Origin of the sequence: Roseibium sp., from assembly GCF_965276855.1 — a bacterium.
Taxonomy (GTDB): Bacteria; Pseudomonadota; Alphaproteobacteria; order Rhizobiales; family Stappiaceae; genus Roseibium.
The window spans coordinates 731,665-755,297 of the sequence record NZ_OZ255700.1; the positions used below are offsets into that span (position 1 = coordinate 731,665).

The window sequence follows — 23,633 nt, forward strand, 5'->3', positions numbered from 1 at the left end:
CTTTACCTAGGGAGGACTTCAATGCTCAAATCTGCCCTTAAATCCTTGACGGTCGCGGCGATGCTCGCCGGGTCCGCATTGAGTGCAACGGCGGCCGACTACACCCTGCGCGCCACTGCAAACTCCAACGAAAACGATGAAGACTATGATGGTCTTGTCGTGTTCAAGAACTTCGTGGAAGCCGCTTCGAACGGCGCCATCGAAGTCGAACTCTTTATCGGTACGCAGCTGTGCTCCAACGGCGCTGAGTGCCTGCAAGGCGTTGCAGGCGGTGCCATCGATATTTACATCTCCACATCCGGCGGCGCATCCGGCATCTTCCCGTATGTTCAGGTTCTCGACCTGCCATACATGATGTCTGACGACCGGATCGCAGAACACGTCCTGTCCGGCGACTTCACCCGCACCATGCGCAACATGGCGCTGGAAGACAGCGACAACATGATCCGCCTGATGACCATCGGCAACACCGGCGGCTGGCGGAACTTCGCAAACACAAAACGCCGTATTGCGGCACCTGCTGACATGGAAGGCCTGAAGATCCGGACTGTCGTTGCTGATCTGCCGCAGGTTCTTGTCAAAGCGCTCGGTGCGTCTCCGACCCCGATCCCGTGGCCGGAGCTGTTCACCTCCTTCCAGACCGGTGTGGTTGAAGGCTCAAAGAACGGCATCACCGACATCATGGGCATGAAATTCCCGGATGCCGGCCTGCAATACGTCACCCTCGACGGACACGCCTACATGGGCGCTCTGTGGTGGATGAACAACGAGAAGTTCCTCTCCATGCCGGAAGACATGCGCCGCGTGGTTGTTGATGGTTTCTATGCCCTGCAACAAGCAACCTTTGCATCTCCAAAGCGCAAGTCGATCCAGGCCTATGAAGACTTTGTCGCAGGTGGTGGTGATCTTTACGTTCCAACCCCGGCCGAAAAGGCAGCCTTCAAAGAAGCTGCAAGCCCGGTCTTCGATTGGTTCAAGGAAAACGTTGACCGCGGCGGCGAAATCTTCGGCGCTCTGGAAGAAGCCGTGGCAGCTGCCGAGGCAGACGTGAACGGCGCGCGCGACGCAGACCTGAACTAAGATAAAATAGAGCCCGGCAATTTGCCGGGCTCTTAACTTGCCATCTTTTTGATCTGGCGATGGCCTTGTCTCCCAAGCCATTCCCTGATCAAAATCAGCGGAACGGGTACATCCAGACCTTGTAGTCGGCGACAAGAATATGCGCTTTTTCGATCTCTTCCGCGGTCATCTTTTTGACCACCTCTTCAAGCGAAATCGCCGCGTCCGGATCGCCGCCGATGGCAGACAGTGTGTACCACATGTAAGCGCGCACAAGATCGGGCGCCGGCATGCCACGTCCGATTTCGTAGTACCAGCCGACACCGGACTGCGCGCCGGGATGCCCCTTCATGGCGCTTCTGAGATACCACTCAAACGCCCTTTGATCGTCCCGCTCAACGCCAAGGCCCATGGCATACATGACACCGATCAGCTCTTCGGCGTCAGCGTTGCCGGACCGAGCCGCTGGCCAAAGCGCATCCTTGGCTTCTTCGAATTTGCCGGATTCCATCAGATCGCGCGCTTCTTCGATCTCCGCACGCGCGGGGCTGGTCATTGCCGCGCCGACAAGGATGCAAAGTGCGGCAACCGCAGATCGAAGTGGCGTCATGTTATCCTCGTTCCTTCGCTTTTGTCCGCCTGCATATTGCCAGCTGACGCAGCTGAATTGCCAGCACCTCTGACCCAATCCAACTTTCTCGAATTTGATCGCAAGCAGGCCGCGCTCGGCCAACTTCTCTTTTACGACAAGATCCTGTCCGGCAACAGGAATATTGCCTGCGCAACCTGCCATCATCCAGAGTTTGGAACCGGTGACGGCCTGTCACTCGGCATTGGCGAGGGCGGCGAAGGACTCGGACCGGATCGCATGGCCGGAGCCGGTGACAGCCGGATTAAGAAACGGATTCCGCGCAATGCTCCAGGCCTTTGGAATTTGGGCGCAAAAGACCTTCACACCCTGTTTCATGACGGCCGCATTTCCGTTGCCGACACCTATGAGAACGGCTTCAATTCACCCGCGGAAGAATGGCTGCCGGAAGGCTTCAACTCGCTGCTCGCGGCCCAGGCTGTGTTTCCCCTTGTGGCGCAATTCGAGATGTCCGGAAACCCGAAAGAAAACGAGATTGCCGGCGCGGTCCACGACCGGATCGATGCGGCCTGGCCGATCCTCGCAAAAAGGGTGCGCGTAATTCCTGAATATGGTCAAATGTTTATCGAAGCTTTCGACCATATTGAGTCAGCCGAAGACGTCACGATCGTTGAGATTGCCAACGCTCTTGCCGCCTTTCAGGCAATCGAATGGAAGAGCTTCGACAGTCCGTTTGACCGCTATCTGGCCGGAGACACAGAGGCGCTCTCGGCGAAACAAATACAGGGTCTCGATCTCTTTTACGGAAAAGCCGGTTGTTCAAGCTGCCATTCCGGAAGTCTTTTGAGTGACCAGAAGTTCCACGCGCTCGGGCTACCGCCTTTCGGACCGGGCCGGACCCGCCGGTTTGACCCGATGGTACGGGACACCGGACGCATGGCCGAAAGCGACAGTCTGGAAGATGCCTACCGGTTCCGCACGCCTATGCTGCGCAATGTCGCGCTCACAGCGCCTTACGGGCACAATGGCGCCTATCCAACACTGGAGGGGATCATACGCCATCATCTTGATCCCAACGGCATGCTGGCGAAATGGGACCCAAAACTTGCCGCCCTTCCCTCAGCTCCCTGGTTGGAGGCCATCGATTTTGTCGTTTGGTCGGACAGCCGCGAAATGGCCCGCCAAAGTCTTTTTCGCGACGTTGAGACCATTGACCTTTCTGACAGTGAAATTGATGCTATAGTAGATTTTATGAAAGCGCTTACAGGCGCAGATTCCGTAGCTTTTCCGCCCTTTGGCATTCCAACTTCCGTTCCAAGCGGTCTTCCGATCGACAAATAAGAACAAGGACGAAAAATGATCGACAAGATCAAACACCGGGCTCACGAATTGTTCCCGGGAATAGCGATTGCCGGCCTGGTCGCGATCTCGGCGCAGTTTTTGAACGAGCACTATGGTGCGCCCGCGATGCTGATGGCGATCCTGCTTGGAATGCCGCTCAATTTTCTCTCTGACGAGAAACGCACAGCGGACGGCATCGCCTTTTCTGCACGCACACTGTTGCGGATTGGGGTTGCCTTGCTGGGTGTTCGGATCAGTGTTGATATGGTTCAGGCGCTTGGACTGCCGTTTCTGGCTCTCGTTGTTGCGGGGGTCCTGGCGACCATCGGCTTTTCACTCCTGATCGGAAACCTCTTTGGCAAGGACCGCTTGTTTTCGTTTCTGTCTGGCGGTGCGGTCGCCATTTGTGGAGCTTCGGCTGCGATGGCCATCGGTTCGATATTACCAAAACGTGAGCATGCAGAACGGGACCTTGCGTTTACCGTCATCACAGTGACTGTGCTGTCCACACTCGCGATGATCTTCTATCCGATCCTGACCGCCTCACTCGGGCTCGACCGGGATGCGACGGGCGTTTTCCTGGGCGGCACCATTCACGATGTTGCACAAGTAGTCGGCGCTGGCTTTTCCGTTTCAGAAGAAACCGGTGATCTCTCAACGCTGGTGAAGCTGATCCGGGTCACCCTGCTGGCCCCCATCGTGTTAATCGCAGCGCTTATCCTGCGCAAAGTATCGGAACCTGGAGCTGCCCGGCCGCCTCTGATGCCGCTTTTTGTCGTCGCTTTCCTGATCCTTGCAACCTTCAACTCCTTCGGACTGATCCCGGAGATCGTGAAGGATGGGGCAAGTCAGGTGTCCCGCTGGGCGCTGCTGGCGGCGATCGCCGCTGTCGGCATGAAAACCTCCATTCCGAAACTCCTGGAAGTCGGCGGGCCGGCGATCTGGATGGTGGTCACGCAAACAGTATTTCTTGCCCTGTTCGTGCTTGCCGGGATCTGGTTAATCGGGTGATCTTTCGGGCGAGAACTGGATCAGAAATAGCGACAAGCTGACCAACCTGTGGTGGCTCGCTCCAACCTTGCCGCCCCGGCCTTGCGCCGGGGCCGTTTGTTTCTAACAAGCAGGGGTCCCGGCTCAAGGCCGGGACGGCAGACGGAGTAGCGTTTACACCTAGCTTCATCCGCCTCAAATCCCTATATCCTAAGCAACCACCCATCCGCTTTTGCCCCGCCGGGGCTTTTCTTGGGGGCGCGAGTGTGAAATATAGCTCGCACCTCTTCACGGCGGATTTTCTGGCCGGTCCTTGAACGAAAAGGCACCCCGGCCCCTGCCTAGAAATTTCGAAAGCATGTTGATGAAAAGCTACATCACCACTCCGATCTACTACGTCAACGGATCCCCGCATATTGGCCACGCCTTCACCTCGATCATGGCTGATATCCTGAAGCGGAACCGTCAGGCGCTGGGGTATGAGATGATGCTCTCCACCGGTGTCGACGAACACGGCCAGAAGAACCAGGAAGCGGCCGAGGATCTCGGCATGCCTGTGACCGACTATCTCGACATGCGCTGTAAGGAATTCCGCGATGTGTTTGAGCAGCTCGGCGTCGAGTTCGACTATTTCGTGCGCACCAGTCGCGAGGGCCACAAGACGGCTGTCGCGGAGATGGAGCAGCGTATCTTCGACAAGGGCCTGATCGTCAAGAAGCAGTACACCGGCACCTATTGCAAAGGCTGCGAGGAATTCAAGAAGGAAAGCGATCTCACCGAGGACGGCCAGTGCCCGTTGCACCCGACCATGAAGGTCGAGCAGACAGACGAAACCAACTACTTCCTGAAGATGGAACCGTTCCGCGAAAAGCTCCTGAAGCACATCGACGAGAACCCGGATTTCGTTCAGCCGGAGCCGTTCAAAAACGAGCTGAAGAAGATGCTGGCCGAGCCGCTGGAGGATCTTTGTATCTCCCGGCCGAAAACCCGTGTCACGCTCGGTGTCGATCTGCCGTTCGATCCGGATTTCGTGACCTACGTCTGGTTCGACGCGCTTGCCAACTACCTGACCAACATCGGCTGGCCGGAAGACGGCTACCAGGACTGGTGGGCGGAATGCGAGCACATGATCGGCAAGGACATCCTGAAGCCGCATGGCGTCTACTGGCCCTTGATGCTGATGGCCGCTGATCTGCCGTTGCCGAAGAAGCTCTCGGTGCACAGCCACTGGGTGGGCGCAGGCGGCGTCAAGATGTCGAAATCCATCGGCAACGTGGTTGACCCGATCGAGGTGATGGACAAGCTCGGCGTCGACGCACTGCGCTGGTACCTTGCCCGGCACATGCGCGCGGACAGCGACAGCCAGATCTCGGTCGACCTGATCACCCAGTCCTACAATTCCGAACTTGGCAACAAGATCGGCAACCTCTTGTCCCGAGTTGCGAAATTCTCAAACAAGAATTTCGACGGCAAGGTGCCGATGCCGGGCACCCTGACGGCCGAAGATGAGGCGCTGCGCAACACCGTTGTCGAGGCAGGCAAGGCGTTCGCCGGCTGGATCAATCTGCAGGATATTCCGGCAGCGACCCAGCAAATCGTCGATGCGGCTGTGGCCATGAACGAGTATATCGACCAACAAGCTCCTTGGTCTCTTTTCAAGAACGAAGAGACCCGCGAGCGCTGCGCAACCGTTCTCTATGTCACGCTCGATTGCCAGCGCATCCTGTTCGAGGCGCTGACCCAGGTCATCCCGGGTTCAGCCACCCGAGCGCTTGGCATGCTGAATGCCCCGGAAGCGGCGAGCCCCTGGAAACCGGAGCTGGACAAGCTGGCCGGCGGGACAGAACTCGGCGAGATCGACGCGCTCTTCCCCCGGGTTCAGTAAGGCTCAAACTCCTCCCAAAAAACGCCGGCTTTTTTGGCCGGCGTTTTTCTTGAAAACAAGTGATTTCCGGACGGTCGAGAGAGACTTTCTAGAACTTGTATTTGCTCTCGATCAGCAGGCCATACCGCTGATAGGTCTGGTCTTGGTCGAGTTCATATTCGGAATGCAGCCACCAGTAGCGGCCGCCGACACCAATGTCCCAATTGCTGGTCAGTGCAACGTTCAATGCGGCGTCGGCTTCAAAGCCGTAGGTGTATTCGCTCTCAAGCGTGTTGAAACCATCATCAAACTGGTTGTAGGACCAAGGCACGGCCGCAGCATCAATTGACCAGCCAATCCTGTCGCTCAGCTCGCCATCGGCAGCAACGCCGAGCCGAAGGGCATGCCACTTGTTCATCATAGCACGTTTTTGCGTTCCAAAATAAGTCGCCGACGTCTTATCGCTGAGATAGTGGTAGCCGACCAGCGCCTTGATACGTCCCTTACCTCCAGCAAATTTGGCGACTTCCCAACCGCCGTCGAGCAGGACATATCCAAGATTGGTTGTGTTCCAGTCGTTGGACTCCAACCCGACCCAGGTTTGATCACCGTTGGAGTTCTTACCAAAACCGACCATTGTCTTTGCGGAAGTTCGGGTCGAAATATCCTCCAGAATACCAAACACTTCGGCAGTATGGCCAGTCACGTTCTCCGCGTTGGCTGTACCCAAGGCCCCATTAAACTCATTTGATCCCTGGCTGTACCAATAACGAAGCCCGATAGAGCCGCGCAACGTCGATGCGGTGTAGACCTCGCCTGACATGCCTGGATCATATGGAAAAGGATCTGCGGCCATGGCAGAGCCGGCCGCCGTAATGGCCGAAAGAATTGTAACTACACTGGTCTTCATGAGCTGACACGCCATTTGGATTTGCCGAAGGCCACCTTCGGGTTTCGTCCTACAGTTGTGCGCGTCTTATGGTTAATGCTGTGTAAAAATCCGGAGCATTCTACAACTTGATGTTGATAAACTCACAGAAGCTCCAGCCGAACAATAATCACACAGCCTCAGCGCTCGGCAATTGCCAGACGGACGGCCAGACCGACAAAGACAACACCCGCCAAACGGTTGAGCCAGACTTGGGCTGATGGAGAACGCTTCAGATACCCCCCAAGAGAACCGGCTCCGAGTGCAACACCGCCAAAAACGAGGATCGTGGCAATGATAAAGAGCCCGCCGAACATGAGGATCTGAAGCGGTACAGAGCCGCGCGCAGGGTCTGCAAACTGCGGCAGAAACGCCAGAAAGAAAATCGCAACCTTGGGATTGGTCACGTTCATGATAATGCCGCGCACATAGAGCGCCGGGAGAGACATTTCCGGAGCACTGTTCCCGTTGATCTTGCTGCTACCGGCCCGGAACGCCTGCACTGCCAGGTAAACGAGATAGGCAGCCCCAGCGAACTTGAGCAGCGTAAAGGCAAGAGCAGAGGTCTGAAAGATCGCGGCGACACCCAATGCGACGGCCGCGCTGTGAAAGATGAGACCTGTGCACAGCCCCAACGTCACGACTAGGCCGGCAAGCCGTCCGTAAAGGGCTGATTGGGTCAGAACAAAGATATTGTCGGGCCCCGGCGCCAGACCCAAGGCAACGGCCGCGACAAAAAATACACCAAGGACATCTACCGGAATCATTTGGGTCTCCAATCGTTCGTTCACCTTTCGCCGGTTAAAATTCTCCGGTCAAGGTCAGGGAAAACAAAGACAGTTTTGCCTTTGGGTCCCCCGTGTGTTGGTGTATTCAAGGGCGACGGTCCAGCACCCGCCGATCTTCAGGAGGTTTTTTGAGCTCACCGGACGCCATGCAGCCTGCCATCGCAAGCCTCGCAAAGACGTGCGAAGCAATCGCGAATGGCCGCTATGATGATGTAGATGGCCTCTTTGACATCATCACGGATAAACAAGTGCCGGAAAGCATCCGCGCGCTTGCCGAAACGTTTTCCAGCATGGTGGTGCAGGTCGAGGCCCGGGAATTCCATTCCGGCCAGCTTATTGAGGATTTGACCGAAACACGGCGCAAACTGGAACTCGCTGAAGCTCAGCTCCGAAAGGAGAACCAGGAACTGAAAGTCCGCCTCGACAAATTCGAAGTCGCTTATGACGAACAAGAAGCCAAGATGGAGGTAGAAAAAGTCGCTGATACCGACTATTTCCGCACGCTTCAGGCCCGCGCAAAGTCGATGAGATCAAAGTATAAGAAGCAGCCTTGAGGCTTCTTTAGACTGAAAGAATTCCTGTGACCAAAATCATTTCCACCCATTCCTATCGCGGCGGCACCGGCAAATCGAACGTGACAGCGAACATCGCTGCAAGCCTTGCCCTGCGCGGCCACAAGGTCGGGATCGTGGACACGGATATTCAGTCACCGGGCATTCACACGCTCTTTCATGTCGACCTGAACACGGTGACGCATACGCTCAACAACTACCTTTGGGGCTATTGCGGTATCAAGGACACCGTTCTGGACATCACAGACGGTGTCAAAGGCCCGGACGGCCAGCCGTCGATCACCGGGCCGGGCAAGGTCTTCTTCATTCCCTCCTCGATCAAGACCGGGGACATCGCGCGGATCGTGAAGGAGATGTATGATGTGGAAGCCCTCAATCGCGGGTTCATGGAATTCTGCGATACTATGGATCTCGATTACCTTCTGATCGACACCCATCCGGGCGTAAACGAAGAGACGCTGCTGTCGATCGCGATCTCCGACACGCTATTATTAATACTGCGTCCGGATATTCAGGACTATCAGGGGACAGCGGTGACGCTGGAGCTTGCCCGCAAGCTGGAAGTACCGCAGTTGTTTTTGGTGGTCAACAAGGCCTTGGAAACCTTCGACTTCCAGGATCTGTCCCAGCGGATCTTTTCAAATTACCGGACGCCTGTTGCAGCGGTCCTGCCGCTCTCGACCGACCTGATCCAGATCGGCAGCACCGGCCTCATCCGCACTCTGCACCCGGACCATGCATTCACCCGGTCGATCGAGAAGATCGCGGACTCAATTGAATGATCCACGTTATGGATTAATCGAAGAGTGCAGCCCGCAACGTGCTGACATTGGCCAGCCGGTCTTCGCGCTTGAATGCCAAGGCTTTCTCAAGAGCCTGCCACACGTCGGCATCCAGCCCTTCCAAAGGCTCAGGTACCATGTTTTCCCGGGCAGCTTGATCCGAGCCTTTCAATGAGAACGGATGGCGACCCGCAAGAACCTGATAGGCGATGCAGCCAAGCGCGAACACATCGTCGCGCGGATCCCGTGGTGCCTTTTGAAACATTTCCGGACTTGCGTAGGACGCGGTCAATGCGCTGCCGAGGCCATTATCGGCCATGTCAGCGGTCGTAACGGCTGCGAGACCGAAGTCGAGCAATTTGACCACATTGTTATCGAGAACAAAGATGTTCCCCGGCTTCAAGTCGGAATGGACGACATTCTGACTGTGCGCATAGATGAGGCCGTCGCAGATACCTTGCAAGATCGGCAAGGCTTCCTTGGCAGGCAGCGAATGGCCCAGTGCAGCTGAAAGTTTGCGGTCCAGGGTGGTCCCACGCAGCAGTTCCATCACGATAAAGACCTCACCGCCGTCCCGGTCAAAATCATAGATCGTTGCAATATTTGGATGCGCGAGCGCCTGAGCCTTGCGGGCCTCCGCCTCTAACTGGCGCAAGGCGCCGGTGTCGGACCGGATTTCATCGGTCAGGAGTTTGAGCGCCACATACGGCTCGTCGTGCCCGGCCTCCAAGCGGCGTCGGTCGACGGCGGCATAGACGACGCCCATGGCACCCCGGCCAACCTCCCGGTCGAGCACGAACCTGTCGCGCAGAAGCGTTCCCACCCCTGCCCGCTCTGCTCCGGCACCCGCGAGCGAATTCAGATCGGCCGCCCCTCCTGACTGACCTGCTGCCGCCTTACGGGCATTCGTGCGCAGGCGCGCACTTTTGTAGCCGGTCAGAAACTGATCCAACTTTCCCGACTGTGCTTCCCCAAAAGTTTGATCGCCGCCGCTGGTCCGGGCTTTCCGGAAATCCTTGAATCCGTCGACGATCGACCCAAGGACAACATCATCAACCTTGTTGCGCATGTCATCGCCCGCCTGTGCGGGTGGTTCAGTCAGATACGGCAAGGGAGGCAGGTAAGGCGATTGCCTGGGAGGCTTTGACTGAGCCGCTGAAGACGCGCGACCGACCACGCCATTGGGGATGGTCGGCTCATCCAGATCGTCTTCAGCCGCAGGCTCTGCGGCCGCGCTCGCGATTGCAGCCGTGTCTAAGGGCGCTGCCGGCCCATCGGAGTCGTTTGACCCGCGGCCTGGGGGCAGTTGTGTCCGTATGATTTGAGCGAGGTCGTTCGGCAGCCGCCCGCTTTCAACAGCTTGTCCCAAGGTCGCATGAACGTCGGCCGCGTGTGAATCAGAGCGATGAAACACCTCCTTCAACCCGTGAAGAAGCGCATCGTAGGACAAACGGCCGGACACAAAAGCCTTCACCAGTGAATCGGGACCTTCACCAGTGGCATCCTGTTTTTTCGCGCTAAACCCAAAGAGTTTCAGACTGCGGTGTCTCCTGATGGCCCGACCACTGTCAGAAGCCAGCCGGACGGGTGATGTTGTAGCGGTTCAGCTTTTCAATAATGGTGCGCCTGCTTACTTTCAGTAAACGCGCCGCATTGGTTTTGTTCCAACCAGCTTCCCGCATTTTTGCCTCGATGACCAGTGCTTCATACTGGCCAACGATGGTTTTCAAATCCCCCTCCGGGATCCCGCCCGGCATTGGCGTTGCACCACCATTCATGGGCCCTGTCAGCTCCAACGGCAGGTGCTCCAACTGGATGGGATAACCAGCTTCCGCCATCAAGCGGGCCCGGTCCAAAATGTTCTTTAGTTCGCGGACATTGCCGGGATAACTCCAGCACAACAGCGCATCGAGCGCGTCTGCGGACACGATCGGTACGGCCGTGCCCGCCTTGGCAGCGCCTTTTTTCAGGAAATGATCAATGAGTTTCGGAATGTCAGAAGGACGTTCCCGCAAAGGCGGCAAACTGATCGGGAAGACATTCAAACGGTAAAACAGATCCTTTCGGAATTCGCCTTCCGCGATTTTTTCTTCCAGATTGACGTTTGTTGCCCCGACGATTCTGACATCAACATGTTCTGTTTTCGTCGCTCCAACCCGGCGGACTTCGCCTTCCTGCAGCAAACGCAGGACCTTCGCCTGAAGCGCGAGCGGCATGTCACCGATCTCATCGAGGAACAGCGTGCCCTTGTGCGCCTCATGTGCGAGGCCTGCTTTATCCGTTTGCGCGCCTGTAAACGCCCCTTTGACGTGTCCAAAAAGCTCACTTTCGAGCAATGCCTCGGGGAGCGCCGCGCAGTTCTGCACGACAAATGCCTGGTCCGACCGGTCACTGGACTGATGGATGAAACTTGCCATCATCTCCTTGCCGGTCCCGGTTTCCCCGCGAACCAAGATCGGGACATCGGAATTGGCCGCCTTGCCGATCAGGTTGATGGCCTTTTCGATCGGCGGGCTGTCACCGACGAGCCCTTGTGGCTTTTGCTTTTTGACCGGAGCCGGCTGCGCCTTGTCTTTCGTCAGCTGGCGCGGCAGCTCCTTCATATAGCGATCGAACTGTTTCTTGAGGCGCGTGTTTTCCTCATGCATGCGTGTGTTCCAGATGCAGATCCCCGCATGGATGGACAGTGCCTTGAGCTGCTTCAGAACTTCGTCGCCGATGGCACCGGTTTGGCCCTCTGCATTACGTGGGTTGATCAGCTGCAAGATCCCGATGGACCTGTCCCTTAGAACCGTCATCGGCACAATGACCAAGGACTGTGTTTTGGTTCCACACAGCCGGTCATCTTCCTCGATGCGGGAAAAGTCGTATCCGACCGCTGAGGTGATGTCAGCGATGTTGATCACTGTACCGGTGGAGACGACGAGCGCAGCTGGAGCCTGCAGGTTCGGCATCATGTCATCACCGTATATGGAAACACGCTCGCCTGTTGCCGCAGTGGCGACAACACCATGATACCGGGACGCCGTGCGGTGCAAATGCTGCCCCAGCGTGTCGAGGGTATAGATCGACCCGCCCTCTGCGCGCGAGATCTTGAGCGCCGAATCCAGCACGAGCTCCAGAACAGTTTCCACCTGCTCGGCTCCCGCCAGCGCCTCAGTCAAATCCAACAGGTCATCGAGTATCATTCGGTTTCCGCCTGCACAGATGTGAACTCATCCCCCGGGCAGCAGTATGCCCGCCCGGAAGCCATTTGTGTTCATGTTTGCAGGCGGCGCCTTTGCCAGCCTGTCTTTGCAAGGTCATCAGCTCAGGCTGTAGGTAAAGTGGCCCGGCTCGCCGACATCAATGGTCGCTTTGGTAAAGTCTGTTCCGTCGCCGCCCATTTTTGTCAAAAGCTCGGTGGACAGCTCCGGCAAGATCGTGCGGTTGACGATGTGGTCGATGTTCCGGGCACCGGTTTCAACTTCCGTGCAGCGCGCGGCAATCGATTTGACGACTTCATCGGAATAGACCAGTTCCATCTTCTGGTTTTCACGCAAGCGTTTGCCGACCTTGTTCAATTTCAACCGGACAATCTTTTCAAGCGGCTCGCCGATCAGCGGGTAGAACGGTACGATCTGCATCCGCGCCAGAAGTGCCGGCTTGAAATGCGCGCTCAGGATCGGACGGCAGGCTGCCACCAACTCATCGACATCTGGCTTTTCCGGAAGCGAGCCCATCTCGGTCAGAACATCCGTGGCCAGGTTGCTGGTCAGGACAACAATCGTGTTCTTGAAGTCGATCTGGCGCCCCTCCCCGTCCGACAAGACACCCTTGTCGAACACCTGGTAGAAGAGGTTCATCACCTCAAGATCCGCTTTTTCCACTTCATCGAGCAGTACTACCGAATAGGGCCGCTGGCGGACAGCTTCAGTCAGAACACCACCCTCGCCATAGCCGACATAGCCCGGAGGAGATCCAACGAGCTTCGATACGGTGTGCTTTTCCTGGAACTCCGACATGTTGATGGAAATCAGGAAGCGCTCGCCTCCGAACAGCTGGTCCGCGATTGCCGTCGCCAACTCGGTTTTACCAACACCTGATGGGCCGACGAACAGGAAGACGCCCATCGGCGCGTCCGGATTCTGAACCCCGGCCTTTGCAGTCCGCAAGGTTTCATCGACAGCCTGAATGGCGTGGTCTTGACCGATCACCCGTGCCTGTAGGTTCTGGGAGAGCTTCAGGACTGAGTCAGCTTCGTTTTCAACCATGCGTCCGAGCGGCACACCGGTCCAATCGGAAATCACCTGCCCAATGGCTTCTTCGGTGACTTCAAAGGACACAAGAGGATCGCCGTCTTGAGCTTCCTTGAGGTCCTTGGCGATCTCCGCGTACTTCGCCTTCATGGCTTCGATATCAACTGGACCATCGGCTGCGGCTGCGTCGTCGCCTGCATCGGCTTCTGCATCATCGGAGGTTCCGTCGCCCTCTTCGCTGGACGCCTCTTCCTCTGCGGCCGGCTCGTCCCCCTCAAGGCTAAGGCCGAGGTCATGGCGAAGTTTCAGGATCTGATTGACGAGATCCAGCTCCTTTTGCCAACGGGCTGTCAGCTCAGCGATTTCCGCTTCGACTGTTTTGATCTCAGCATCGATCTCTTCAACTTGCGGATCATCGGGAGCAAAATCAGCCTGCGAATCCCGGGTCAATGATCCGAGCGCCCGGTTCAATTCGCCAAGCCGCTTCTCCTTCAGCTCGATCACGAACGGCTTGGATGACAAGGACAGCTTCACGCGCGCACAGGCTGTGTCCAACACATCCACGGCCTTGTCCGGCAGCTGACGGCCTGAAATATAGCGCGCGGAGAGTTTTGCTGCGGCTACAACGGCATTGTCGCGAATGTAGACGCCGTGGTTCTTTTCATAAGCACTGCGCAGGCCGCGCATGATGGTGATTGCTTGTTCCGGGCTCGGCTCGTCCAGCTTCACCAGTTGGAACCGGCGCTCAAGTGCCGGATCCTTTTCGAAATACTTCTTGTATTCACTCCAGGTCGTCGCCGCGACGGTGCGCAACTCACCCCGCGCCAGAGCCGGTTTCAAAAGGTTTGCGGCGTCCGCACCACCGGCAGAACCCCCTGCACCAATCAGCATGTGCGCTTCATCGATAAACAGAATGATCGGTTTCGGCGACGATTTGACCTCGTCAATGATGCCCTTCAAACGGTTTTCGAATTCGCCCTTCACACCGGCGCCGGCCTGCAGCATGCCGAGATCCAGGCCGATCAGCTCAACATTCTTCAGCATGTCCGGCACATCGCCCTCGGCGATCTTGACCGCAAGTCCCTCGACCACTGCGGTCTTACCGACACCAGGTTCACCGACACAGATCGGGTTGTTTTTCCGGCGGCGTCCAAGAACGTCGATCATCTGCTGGATCTCGCGGTCCCGGCAGAACACCTGATCGATCTTGCCCTCACGGGCAGCCTGAGTGAAGTTCGTGCAGAAGCGAGCGAGCGCGCTGTCCGGGCTCATTCCAGGCGCGACTGACGGCGCCTTGTCGTCTCCACCAGGTGCTGCGGTCAGGCCTGCAGTGGTTTCCTCGGAATTCCCGATGATGTCGGAGAAGTCCTTTTTGAACCCGGCAAACGAGATGTCTTCCATGTATTGCAACCAGCGGTCATCGCCGTAACGGTTCGGCTGGGCGAAAATTGTGGCCAGAAGGCTGCCGGAGCGGACCTGATCGAGATCCAATTCCACAGAACTGACCAGCCAGGCATCGGAAATGAGTTCGACGAGGAGCGGGGAAAACACCGGACGGCCCTGATTGCCTGTCTTCATGCTTTCAAGGACACTTTGAAGCCCCTTCCGCATGACAGCAGGATCAATCTCGAAGTGTCTCAGCGCGCTTTGAACATCATGCTGACTGTCTTCGACAAACACATGCAGCACATGTTCAATGGAGACTTCATAGTGCCCGCGTGTCACCGCAAGGCCTGCAGCAGCTTCGAGTGAGCGTTTCGAATAGGCGTTCAAACGGCCGATGAGGCGGCGAAGATCAAGGTCGAGCACGGTGAGCAACCCCCAAAATTATGCACGGACGTGCATTGTTCCCAACTGTTAGCGGCCTTTAATGACAGGCGTGTCATAAGAACGCTTCAAGCTTACGCAAAGAGACGTTTCCCGCACAATGCGGAATGAGCTGAATTAATCGTACAAACGTTAAAAAGAATGCCGCCCCGTTTCCGAAGCGGCATTCCGTCAACAATTCTTTGCTGGCACCGAAATCAGGTGACCGGAGCGCGCCAGTCGTCGGACGCGGATGTGCCGGCCTTTTCGTGGGTCCACTCAGCCTTGCGGTACGTGAAGGACCACTGCTCCTGATCGCCGCGAGATGCGTTCGCATCATCGAAGACATCCGGCAAGATGGTCTTGCCTTCAACCAGGACCGCATCTGTGTACTTGATCGTGTAGTAGTGCTCCTGAACGCCAGCCGTCGAGGTGCGCCAGAAGTTGATGGTGATTTCCAGGGATTCGCCGGTGGCCAATGCCTGCCACATCAACGGAGACGCCTTGTCCAGCGGCTTGATGATGGTTGTCGGCTGGTGGCGGCGGGTGCCGATGGCGGTGCCGGAGTTCGGGTCACGCGGTACAATTGCGTTGCTCTCGAACTTGTAGACCAGGGATTCGCCCTCATGGCCTTCCTGCCAGTTGTTGCCGATGGAATCAGCTGTTGTGGCATCTGACGTGATCTCGCCTTGGGTGGACCCGCTGATGGTCATGTATGCAACGTTTGCCATTTTATCGTCTCCCGTATGTGAGCTTTCGAAATTCCGGTAGAAGGTTGTTCACCTCCGACGCCCTTCACTTCGCAAGCTGCGTGCCAAACTGACCTCTCGTCACCAATACTCATACATTTCAGATACTTAATCCCGATAATTTCCGATTTAAGAAAGTGTTAAACTGTGCAGAAAACTTCACAGTGAGGGGCATGGTGTGCAATTCTCTGCGCATTCTCCTTGTGATTTGAATCACATTCCGCCCGCCGTTCTGCAGCCGGCTCAAAATCCGGATTTAAAACAATCATTGAAATCATTCACTTTTTCAAAATTGGATTAGAGCACTCTCAATCCTGATGTGCAGATATTAGACAATTGACCCAAGGTAGCTGGTCCCTCACTTTGCTTGGAAAGGACCTGTATGGGTGTGATGCTATTGTAACTTTTGCAGGACACTGTCTGCGTCCTGTAGACGACAGGCTCCAGATGGATCGAGTGACCAATCATTCGATTGAATAACGAACGCAACGGAGAAGGCCTTTGCCAGCTATCATCAAACCATCCCGGGTTTCGGTAGCGCACCAAACAGAACCCTCAAAGGACGGAGCGCTGACTACAGTCTCGGCTTACGCGCTGTTCGACTTCGAGGAACCCAGCCGGCTTTTGACCGAGCAAGCGCTGTGGCCAATGGTAACAGAGCAGATGGCCGACGGTGCCATCTTCGACAAAGGCCAGCTCAAGCCCAAGGGCGAAGTGATTATTGCCGGCAATGCCTTGTCCCCGACAGACGCCCCGATTGAAGGCATCCGTGTCTCTGTTCGTTTCGACCGGCTCCACAAGGAGCTGGCCGTGTTCGGTGATCGGGTTTGGCAACTGACAGATCAGGGTGTGCAAATGAGCCGGCCTGTTCCGTTTCTCAAAATGCCGATTGGAGAAGCGCAGGCATTTGGTGGCCCGAACTACGCCCCCAATGCGCGCGGCAAAGGGCATGGAGCCAGAAGCATTCTGGAGGCCGGCTACGATGCACCGCTTCCAAATGTCGAAGATCCCGCCCGTTTGACCAAATCGCCGGACGACCAGCCGGCTCCGGCCCATTTCGGTCCCATTGCCGCAGATGACGCCGCGCGCTTGAGATACCTTGGAACGTATGACCAGCATTGGATCGACCATATCTCGCCGCTGAAACCGGACGACTTCAACCCGCTCTACCATTGCGAAGCACCGGAGGACCAACGGTTCGACGGCTTTTTTGAGGGTGGGGAAACATTTGCGATCACCGGCATGTCGCGCGGTGAGGCTTCCGTTGGCGGAGAACTGCCGCGGCTCACCGCCCGGTGCTTCTACAAGCTGACCGATACGAGTGAGCTCATCGAGACAACGATGCGCTGCGATACCGTCACGCTATTCCCGAATGTTCAAAAAGCCGTTCTGACGTTTCGTGGCCTTTTGCGCGGTGCAGACCGGTTTGCGGAGGACATTGCGGCCATCATGGTCGGTCTGGAAGAGACGGATGCGCTCCGCCGTGACGCTGCCTACTACGCCGATGTCTATCAGAAACGAACATCCAAGGATGAAGCGCACAAATATGCGCTGGCCGACTATCAGCTGATGCCGGAAGTTGATCCGGCGGTCCTGAGTGCCAAACGCGAAGCCAAACTGGAAAAGGCTGCTGCCGATCGCCAGAAATTCATGGACAATCAGAACTGGGCAGCACGCAAAATGCTGGAAGATGAGGGCCTGCCGGGTGACCTCGTCCCGCCGCCCAAGTCGGACATTATTGACGATATTCCTCTGGTGGCCCAACCAACGCCGGAAGAACTGGAAAACGGCGACCTGGACCTGGCTGCCCTTCTGGATGACGTCAAGGCGGTCGAAGACGCTCTTTTGGAAAAGCGCGACCGCGAGATGGCGAAAGCAGAGCTTCAGCGCCGGGCTATTGTCGCGGCAACTCCGCCCAAACTGCTGCCTCCACACACCAAAAAACCAATTGTCGACGATGAGTTCCTGGCACGGTTCACCGATCTCGAACTTGACCCGGATTTCGCCTCCGGACTTCAGGAAGTCACAGGGCAACTGACTGCGCTGAAAGACCGCTCGCCCTCCGGCCTGTTTGCGGGACTGAATGACAATCCCGACGCTGCCGGGGCATTGGATGAAACGTTGGCGGGCATCTTCGGCGAACCGGAAGCCCCATCGGAAGAGGACATTGAGCTCGCGTATACCAAGGCGGTTGCTCGGGCGATGAAGCAGCCGGAAGGCAGTATCCTGGCCGACGCCCGCAAGGCCATAGATGAAATGGACTTGTCCCAGCTAGAGGGCTTGGACGAGGCCATGAAACCGCCAGCAGACGCCATTGACGACCAGTTCAGTGCGATGATCGGGGAGCTGGCCGAAGCCACGCCTGCGCCCGCAGCAAAACAATCATCGTTCAAAGACCTCTTGGCAAGTCAACCAGATGACATGCCGATGGACGACCTGACTGCCAAGCTGGAAGAAGGGCTGTCCAAACTCGACTCCCCCATTATTCCGAAGGACAAGCCGGGTGAAATGCTTGAAACCCTTTTGGAGAGGGTTGAGAGCATGCAAGCAGACGGACCGCAGCCGCCTGAAGGCCAAACACCATCTGAGACTGCCCTGGCGTCGATGGCAACGGCCAAGGACCGTATGGACGAGGCGGAAGAGACCATGGAAGACTCCATGGCAACAGCCCGCCAGCAATCCCCTGCCCCGTTGTTTCCACTGGAGGCCTTGCCCGAGGGGGTCCCAATCCGTCTCGGTGCGTTTGTCACCGGAAAACTGCGCGATGGTCACGATTTCAAAGGCGCCGATCTTGCTGGAGCAGATCTGCGCGGCGTTGATTTCAGCGGCATGGATCTTTCCGGTACGTTCTTTGAGCAATCAGACCTGACAGACGCCCGGTTCACCGGCTCGAACTTGACAGGTGCTGTCTTTTCCGGGGCAACGCTCACGGGTGTCGACTTTTCAGACTGCGACATGACTCGCGCCAACCTGAACAAGGCAAGCGCACAGGAACTGGCGCTTGACCGGGCAAAACTGCATGACCTCCTGATCATCCAATCGGACCTTTCGGGATCGACTGGCACCGGAGCAGATCTTGAGAAGGTGCGCCTGATTGAATCCAACATCAGCGACATGCAGCTCACACAAAGCCGGATCACCGATAGTCAGATCCTGACCGGATCGGCGGACGGATTTAAAGCGACAAGCTCCAAATTGCTCCGGACCATGTTCGTGACCCTGTCCATGAAGGGCCTGGACTTAAGCGACAGCGACCTGGAACGCATTGGCTTTATGGAAGTGAAGGCACCGGGAATGCGCGCGATCAACGGCAAATGGCTGTCCGTTGGCATCATGGGCGCAAGCGATCTGACCGGCTCGCGCTTTGATGGACTTCATGCGACCGAGAGCTCGTTCAACACGGCCGAAATGTCCGAATGCTGTTTTTTGAGGGCGAGCGGGACCGCTTGTTTCTTCAACGCATGTAACCTGGAAGCCAATGATTTCAGGCTGTCATCATTCCGCAACTCCCTGTTCGGCCGGTCCAATTTTGCAGGCAGCGATTTCTTCGGGGCCAACCTTTTTGCTGCTGCGTTGACCGGTGTCGATCTTCGGCGCTGCTCGATGCGGGCCGCCAATCTTTTCGCCGCAGACTTGCTCGAAGCCAAACTCGCCAGCTGTGATTTCTCCGGCGCCAACCTTGGCATGACACTTCTGGAGCAACCGACCCATGCCTAAGATGCCGGACAGAAAACCGATCACGTTTGAAGATGTCATGGCGTTCCACGCCCATGAGCAACCGATCATGCTGCGCATCGCCTCGGGAATGTCCTTCGCGAACATGAACCTTGCCGGGATTAGGTTTATCGAGTGCGACTTGACCGGGTGCGACTTTTCCGGAGCGACCCTGACGGATGCCCAGATTGTCTCATGCACACTCAAAGGCGCGCGTTTCAATGGCTGTAATTTGAAAAACACCCAGATCGTGTCCTGCGACATGGACGCGTCGGAAATGCGCGACACGTATGTCGAGCGCGCCCAGATCGTTGCCGGGAACGCCAGCAATTGTAACTTTTCGGGCAGCACGTTCGATCAGGTATCCTTTGCGCAGCCGGACCTTATGGATGCCGACTTTTCCAAAGCGAGTTTCTACCGGGCGGTCGTTTTGGCATCAGACGTGACCGGCGCCAGTTTCGCAAACGCGGTTTTGTCAAACTTCATGCTGACTGATGCCGATCTGCGGCCGGTGGATATCACCGGCACCTTTATCGACATTGCCGTGTTTGCTGATGCGAACCTCTCCGGGCTCGATCTATCCGGCCAATCCTGGCAGCACTGCACGTTCCACAAGGGCGAATTTAAAGGCGCCAATCTAAACGGCGCCAACCTCAGCGCGTCCGTTTTTGCCGAATGTGATTTTGAAGGTGCCAGCCTGCGCGGCGTCACGGCAAATACGACCGGTTTCACGAAAAGCAAACTGGACGGCGTGGATCTCTCAGGCAGCCAGCTGACCATGGCAAACTTTGCAGGTGCCGGTCTTTCCGGCGCGCGGCTCAACAATTCGCAGTTGTTTTCCGCTGTCTTCCAGGAGGCGGATTGCCGGGCAGCTTTGTTCGAGCAATGCGATTTGCGCCAGGTCGAGTTCTCCCATGCCGACCTGTCAGGCGCATCACTCTCGGCCAGCAATTTCAACTATACAAAATTCCATGCAGCCAAGACCGAACAAACTGTGATGCTCGGCACATCCGGCAGCCGGATCGAGACAGATATTGATCGTGCGATTGCAGAACTTTACCGGCCCGACAAAGTCGCCCTAGACGGCGACGACGCAGGTCAAGGAGGGACACTCTGATGGTGTTTGTAAACTCACAAGGTCCGATTCCAGGGATGGACTTTTCCTCACCTGACATTTTTCTCCTAACAACACCTGCCGGCCCAATTCCGACACCACTTTTTTCGATGGGCTTTCGGGTCACGGAAATACCGACATGCTTCCGGTCACTGATCATGTGCATGCCGGCGCACAATATGACAAACTTGGCACCGGTTACGATCAGCGGCCCGGGCCCGGGTGTGGCTTCCGGCATGGTGTGTTCCAACAGCCGGAACATGAAGGGCTCCACAAAATTGTTCCTCCAATGCATGCCGGCAACCCGCGCCCTGTTGGACCCGACGATGCAAAATGGCGTTTCACCGAATTCTGTTGGCTCCACATTGGTGCCGTCACAAATACGTCTGCTGAACCCGAGCCCTTAATCGGCGCAACGGCAGAAGAGGAGATCAGGCAATGAGCAGCGAAGCAATGCAGGGAAAAATGTCGATCACCCTGCCCGGCGTATCGAGCAGCGATGTGTATGTCGAAGCCCTATATGGAGTTGAAGTCCTGACCGATGGCTATCGGTTCACGGCTGATATTGTGTCGAAGGATCCTATCAAGTTGCCGGACATGATGGGCAAGGCGGCCACACTGACCCTGGAAATGGGCGAAGAAGAAATGCAGGCTCAGGGTGTCATTGAGGGCGCGGAGACACGCGACCCCACCCCGAACCGCGAATTCTGTTACCGCTTCGTCATTGAGCCGGAACTCTCCATGTTGCGGCACAGCGCCCAGAACCAGGTATATGGCACGGACAAGGATGTGACCGTGGTCGATATCCTGACCAGTGAGCTGAGCGATGCGAACAAGAAAGACTCAAACACAAGTTCGAGCCGCGTCCCCCGCCAGATCCAGTATGACATGCTGCCCTCCAGCGGGGACTACCCGAAACTGCATTTCGTCATGCAGTACCGGGAGCATGACCTGAACTTCCTGAAGCGCATGTGTGAGCGGTTTGGAATCTTCTTCTCCTTCGACCATTCCAGTGACAAGGAAAAGGTCATGTTCGGAGACCGGAAGGAACACTTCACAAAGCTCTCCGGCAAACAGATCACCGAAGAACTGTCCTACCGCAGCAAAGAACAGGTGATGGGGACCGGCGATTTCGGTATCTGGTCGTTCAACCAGAAATTCATCACCCAAAGCGGCACAGTGGCGCTGCGTGAGTACAATGAAGAAACACCGAAGGTAGATCTTTTCGTCTCTCAAGACGCAAGCTTCCCCGGCCAGGGCATTACCACCCGTTATGGTGAGCACTATGCCACGGTTTCTGAGGGTGATTTCATCGCCAAGCGGCGTGTCGAACTGGTTGAGACCGAGCGCCAGCAATTCACCGGTGAGAGCAACATCCCACTCCTGCGACCGGGGTATTTCTTCAAGTTGAAAGACCATCCGATCCGCGATCTCGACGGTCTTTATATCGTGACAGAAGTCACTCACAGCTGCGTCAACACAACACCTCTGGGATTCAGTTCGGCCGACATGACACCCGAACCCTATCGCAACCACTTTGTCTGTGTTCCATTCGACAACGGCTTCCGGCCATCCATTGTCACACCAAAGCCATCTATCCCGGGGTACATTTCCGCGGTGATCGATGGTGAGACCGAAGGAAAGCGCGCCGAACTCGACAGCGCTGGCCGTTACCGCGTCAGGATTCTGGACGAGGAAAGCGGCCTGTCGCAGGGCAAAGCAAGCTATGTCGTTCGGAAAATGGAACCTTATGGCGGCGGAGACGGCTACGGGTCCCACTCCACACTGTTGATCGGCACAGAGGTGTTGCTCGGCTTCCTGCACGGCGATCCGGACCGCCCGGTCATTTTGGGCGCGGTGTCGAACGGGGAGCAGGTCAACCCTGTTACGGCGACAAACCAGAATGTCGCGCACAGAACCCGGACGGCTTCCGGCATTATCATGCAGATCAGCGACGGTTCCGCGTAGGGTCTGCAAAGACCCACATTGGGAGGACATAGAATGTCTTCGGCCTATGATACGCAGATCAATTCCCTGACCGCGGCTTTGTCCGATCTGAACACCTCCCTGAGCAATGTGACGGATAGTGATGCCCTTGTCGAAGACGACACGGGCACTCACTACCAAACCACATACACCTACTTTTACGTCCCAAGCACACCAGGTGCCGCGAATACGTCTGCGGACGACTCAGGCCTTGGCACCCTGCTGCGTCTTGGGGAATACGCCGATGTCGAACAAACCGCCTACAACGCGGGAGCCGATACCTACTCTGCCTATTTTCCGGCACAACATATCGCCGATGAATCAGGTGATGCGATCTACACAAATGCAGCTGGCGGGGGGAAAGGCATCCTCATGGCCTGCGATGGCCGGATCCTGATTCGGGGCGGGGAGAAGTTTTACCTGAATCCAAAAGGTGCCATGCACATCCAGTCGGACGAAGGAGCGATTACGATCCAGTCCGGTACTGACACGAACGGCAATGAACAGGATATCAATTTGATCGCCGGCGCCAATGGACTTGGTGATCTCAACACCACTGTCCGGAAAGATACAAAGACGGTCGACGGCGAGCAATACGAGAAAGTATCGAGTGTCTCGCGCAAATACTACGAAGCAAACAAGTATGAAATCTATCATGCGAATTCATACAAAGAGATCCATGCCCACACCGATACAAGGCATTACGGCACGTACTTCAAAATGTTCTGCGGCGGAAACATTCAGGTCAAAATCGCGGCTGAATTTGTCTTCAATTTGGCATTTAGCTTGAATATCGAGCCGATCACAAAGATCACCTTTTATTTGCTCAAGACCGATATCGGACTGGTCAAGACCGACATCCTTGCCTGGAAAACAGAAATCAAGGAAGGTGAACTGAAGGTGCTTGGGGCCACGTTTAGATCCAAAGCCGTCAAGGTAGACACAACCGCGACGGAAGCGACCGCAACCCCTGTGAAAGCAAGCACAGGTGGCATCACCGCCGAACAGATTGCCGCTGAATGTGCTAACGTAAATGTAAAATCCATGATCTCGCTGTGGGAAGCCAAGATCGCCAGCACAGCACAGATCTGACAATCCCATCACCAAAGAGTC

General features: G+C 56.4%; 18 protein-coding genes. 11 read left to right on the forward strand and 7 right to left on the reverse strand.

Translation table 11 applies throughout. The annotated features are described in order from the left end of the window. Nucleotides 1-21 precede the first annotated feature (21 nt). Nucleotides 22-1,080 (forward strand): TRAP transporter substrate-binding protein DctP, encoded by a 1,059-nt coding sequence (gene dctP, locus ACQY4Z_RS03270; protein WP_133950671.1) that lies wholly within the window; start codon nucleotides 22-24, stop codon nucleotides 1,078-1,080. A gap of 94 nt (nucleotides 1,081-1,174) precedes the next feature. Here the strand turns inward: dctP and ACQY4Z_RS03275 are convergent, their stop codons facing one another. Next, a complete protein-coding gene (locus ACQY4Z_RS03275) occupies nucleotides 1,175-1,669 on the reverse strand; it encodes a tetratricopeptide repeat protein (protein ID WP_409690887.1) in 495 nt (164 codons plus the stop codon). Nucleotides 1,670-1,726: 57 nt separating this feature from the next. On the opposite strand from ACQY4Z_RS03275, the gene ACQY4Z_RS03280 reads away from it, so the two are divergent. From ACQY4Z_RS03280 to metG, 3 genes are all read left to right on the forward strand, one after another. Further along, nucleotides 1,727-2,989 carry a cytochrome-c peroxidase gene (locus tag ACQY4Z_RS03280; protein WP_428526640.1) on the forward strand — a complete coding sequence of 421 codons (1,263 nt, stop codon included), beginning with the start codon at nucleotides 1,727-1,729 and terminating at the stop codon, nucleotides 2,987-2,989. Between the two features lie 15 nt (nucleotides 2,990-3,004). Further along, nucleotides 3,005-4,000, forward strand: coding sequence for a YeiH family protein (locus ACQY4Z_RS03285; protein WP_428526642.1), 996 nt, complete (start codon nucleotides 3,005-3,007; stop codon nucleotides 3,998-4,000). Nucleotides 4,001-4,343: 343 nt separating this feature from the next. Beyond that, nucleotides 4,344-5,864, forward strand: a complete 1,521-nt coding sequence (gene metG, locus ACQY4Z_RS03290) for a methionine--tRNA ligase (protein WP_428526644.1) — start codon at nucleotides 4,344-4,346, stop codon at nucleotides 5,862-5,864. 88 nt (nucleotides 5,865-5,952) lie between these two features. Here the strand turns inward: metG and ACQY4Z_RS03295 are convergent, their stop codons facing one another. Both ACQY4Z_RS03295 and ACQY4Z_RS03300 read right to left on the reverse strand, forming a co-directional pair. Beyond that, the gene (locus tag ACQY4Z_RS03295) at nucleotides 5,953-6,753 is read right to left on the reverse strand and encodes a hypothetical protein (RefSeq protein WP_428526646.1); all 801 of its coding nucleotides are present in this window, start codon (nucleotides 6,751-6,753) and stop codon (nucleotides 5,953-5,955) included. A gap of 158 nt (nucleotides 6,754-6,911) precedes the next feature. Continuing rightward, entirely contained in the window at nucleotides 6,912-7,538 is a 627-nt protein-coding gene (locus ACQY4Z_RS03300) for a LysE family translocator (protein WP_428526648.1), read from the reverse strand. Nucleotides 7,539-7,687: 149 nt separating this feature from the next. Between ACQY4Z_RS03300 and ACQY4Z_RS03305 the strand changes: the two genes are divergently transcribed. Both ACQY4Z_RS03305 and ACQY4Z_RS03310 read left to right on the forward strand, forming a co-directional pair. Beyond that, a complete protein-coding gene (locus tag ACQY4Z_RS03305; RefSeq protein ID WP_133950685.1) occupies nucleotides 7,688-8,113 on the forward strand; it encodes a hypothetical protein in 426 nt (141 codons plus the stop codon). A 26-nt stretch (nucleotides 8,114-8,139) separates the two neighbouring features. Further along, the gene (locus tag ACQY4Z_RS03310) at nucleotides 8,140-8,913 is read left to right on the forward strand and encodes a MinD/ParA family ATP-binding protein (protein WP_428526650.1); all 774 of its coding nucleotides are present in this window, start codon (nucleotides 8,140-8,142) and stop codon (nucleotides 8,911-8,913) included. A 13-nt stretch (nucleotides 8,914-8,926) separates the two neighbouring features. On the opposite strand, the gene ACQY4Z_RS03315 is transcribed toward ACQY4Z_RS03310, so the two are convergent. From ACQY4Z_RS03315 to ACQY4Z_RS03330, 4 genes are all read right to left on the reverse strand, one after another. Beyond that, nucleotides 8,927-10,375 carry a serine/threonine-protein kinase gene (locus tag ACQY4Z_RS03315; RefSeq protein WP_428526652.1) on the reverse strand — a complete coding sequence of 483 codons (1,449 nt, stop codon included), beginning with the start codon at nucleotides 10,373-10,375 and terminating at the stop codon, nucleotides 8,927-8,929. 106 nt (nucleotides 10,376-10,481) lie between these two features. Then, entirely contained in the window at nucleotides 10,482-12,101 is a 1,620-nt protein-coding gene (locus ACQY4Z_RS03320) for a sigma-54-dependent Fis family transcriptional regulator (RefSeq protein ID WP_428526654.1), read from the reverse strand. A gap of 117 nt (nucleotides 12,102-12,218) precedes the next feature. Beyond that, nucleotides 12,219-14,960 carry a type VI secretion system ATPase TssH gene (gene tssH, locus ACQY4Z_RS03325; protein WP_428526656.1) on the reverse strand — a complete coding sequence of 914 codons (2,742 nt, stop codon included), beginning with the start codon at nucleotides 14,958-14,960 and terminating at the stop codon, nucleotides 12,219-12,221. Nucleotides 14,961-15,175: 215 nt separating this feature from the next. Beyond that, complete coding sequence (locus ACQY4Z_RS03330) at nucleotides 15,176-15,688, reverse strand: Hcp family type VI secretion system effector (protein WP_409685534.1); 513 nt, start codon at nucleotides 15,686-15,688, stop codon at nucleotides 15,176-15,178. A gap of 519 nt (nucleotides 15,689-16,207) precedes the next feature. Here ACQY4Z_RS03330 and ACQY4Z_RS03335 point away from each other — a divergent pair. The 5 genes from ACQY4Z_RS03335 to ACQY4Z_RS03355 are packed head-to-tail and all read left to right on the forward strand — an operon-like array spanning nucleotide 16,208 to nucleotide 23,612. Beyond that, nucleotides 16,208-19,423 (forward strand): DUF2169 family type VI secretion system accessory protein, encoded by a 3,216-nt coding sequence (locus ACQY4Z_RS03335; RefSeq protein WP_428526659.1) that lies wholly within the window; start codon nucleotides 16,208-16,210, stop codon nucleotides 19,421-19,423. After that, entirely contained in the window at nucleotides 19,416-20,537 is a 1,122-nt protein-coding gene (locus tag ACQY4Z_RS03340) for a pentapeptide repeat-containing protein (RefSeq protein ID WP_428526661.1), read from the forward strand. The genes ACQY4Z_RS03335 and ACQY4Z_RS03340 overlap by 8 nt, the downstream gene beginning before the upstream one ends. 35 nt (nucleotides 20,538-20,572) lie before the next feature. Further along, a complete protein-coding gene (locus tag ACQY4Z_RS03345) occupies nucleotides 20,573-20,941 on the forward strand; it encodes a PAAR-like domain-containing protein (RefSeq protein ID WP_428529699.1) in 369 nt (122 codons plus the stop codon). Nucleotides 20,942-20,972: 31 nt separating this feature from the next. After that, nucleotides 20,973-22,502, forward strand: coding sequence for a type VI secretion system Vgr family protein (locus ACQY4Z_RS03350; protein WP_428526663.1), 1,530 nt, complete (start codon nucleotides 20,973-20,975; stop codon nucleotides 22,500-22,502). Between the two features lie 33 nt (nucleotides 22,503-22,535). After that, nucleotides 22,536-23,612: a hypothetical protein gene (locus ACQY4Z_RS03355; RefSeq protein ID WP_428526665.1), complete on the forward strand. Its 1,077-nt coding sequence runs from the start codon at nucleotides 22,536-22,538 to the stop codon at nucleotides 23,610-23,612. The last annotated feature ends 21 nt before the right edge of the window (nucleotides 23,613-23,633 follow it).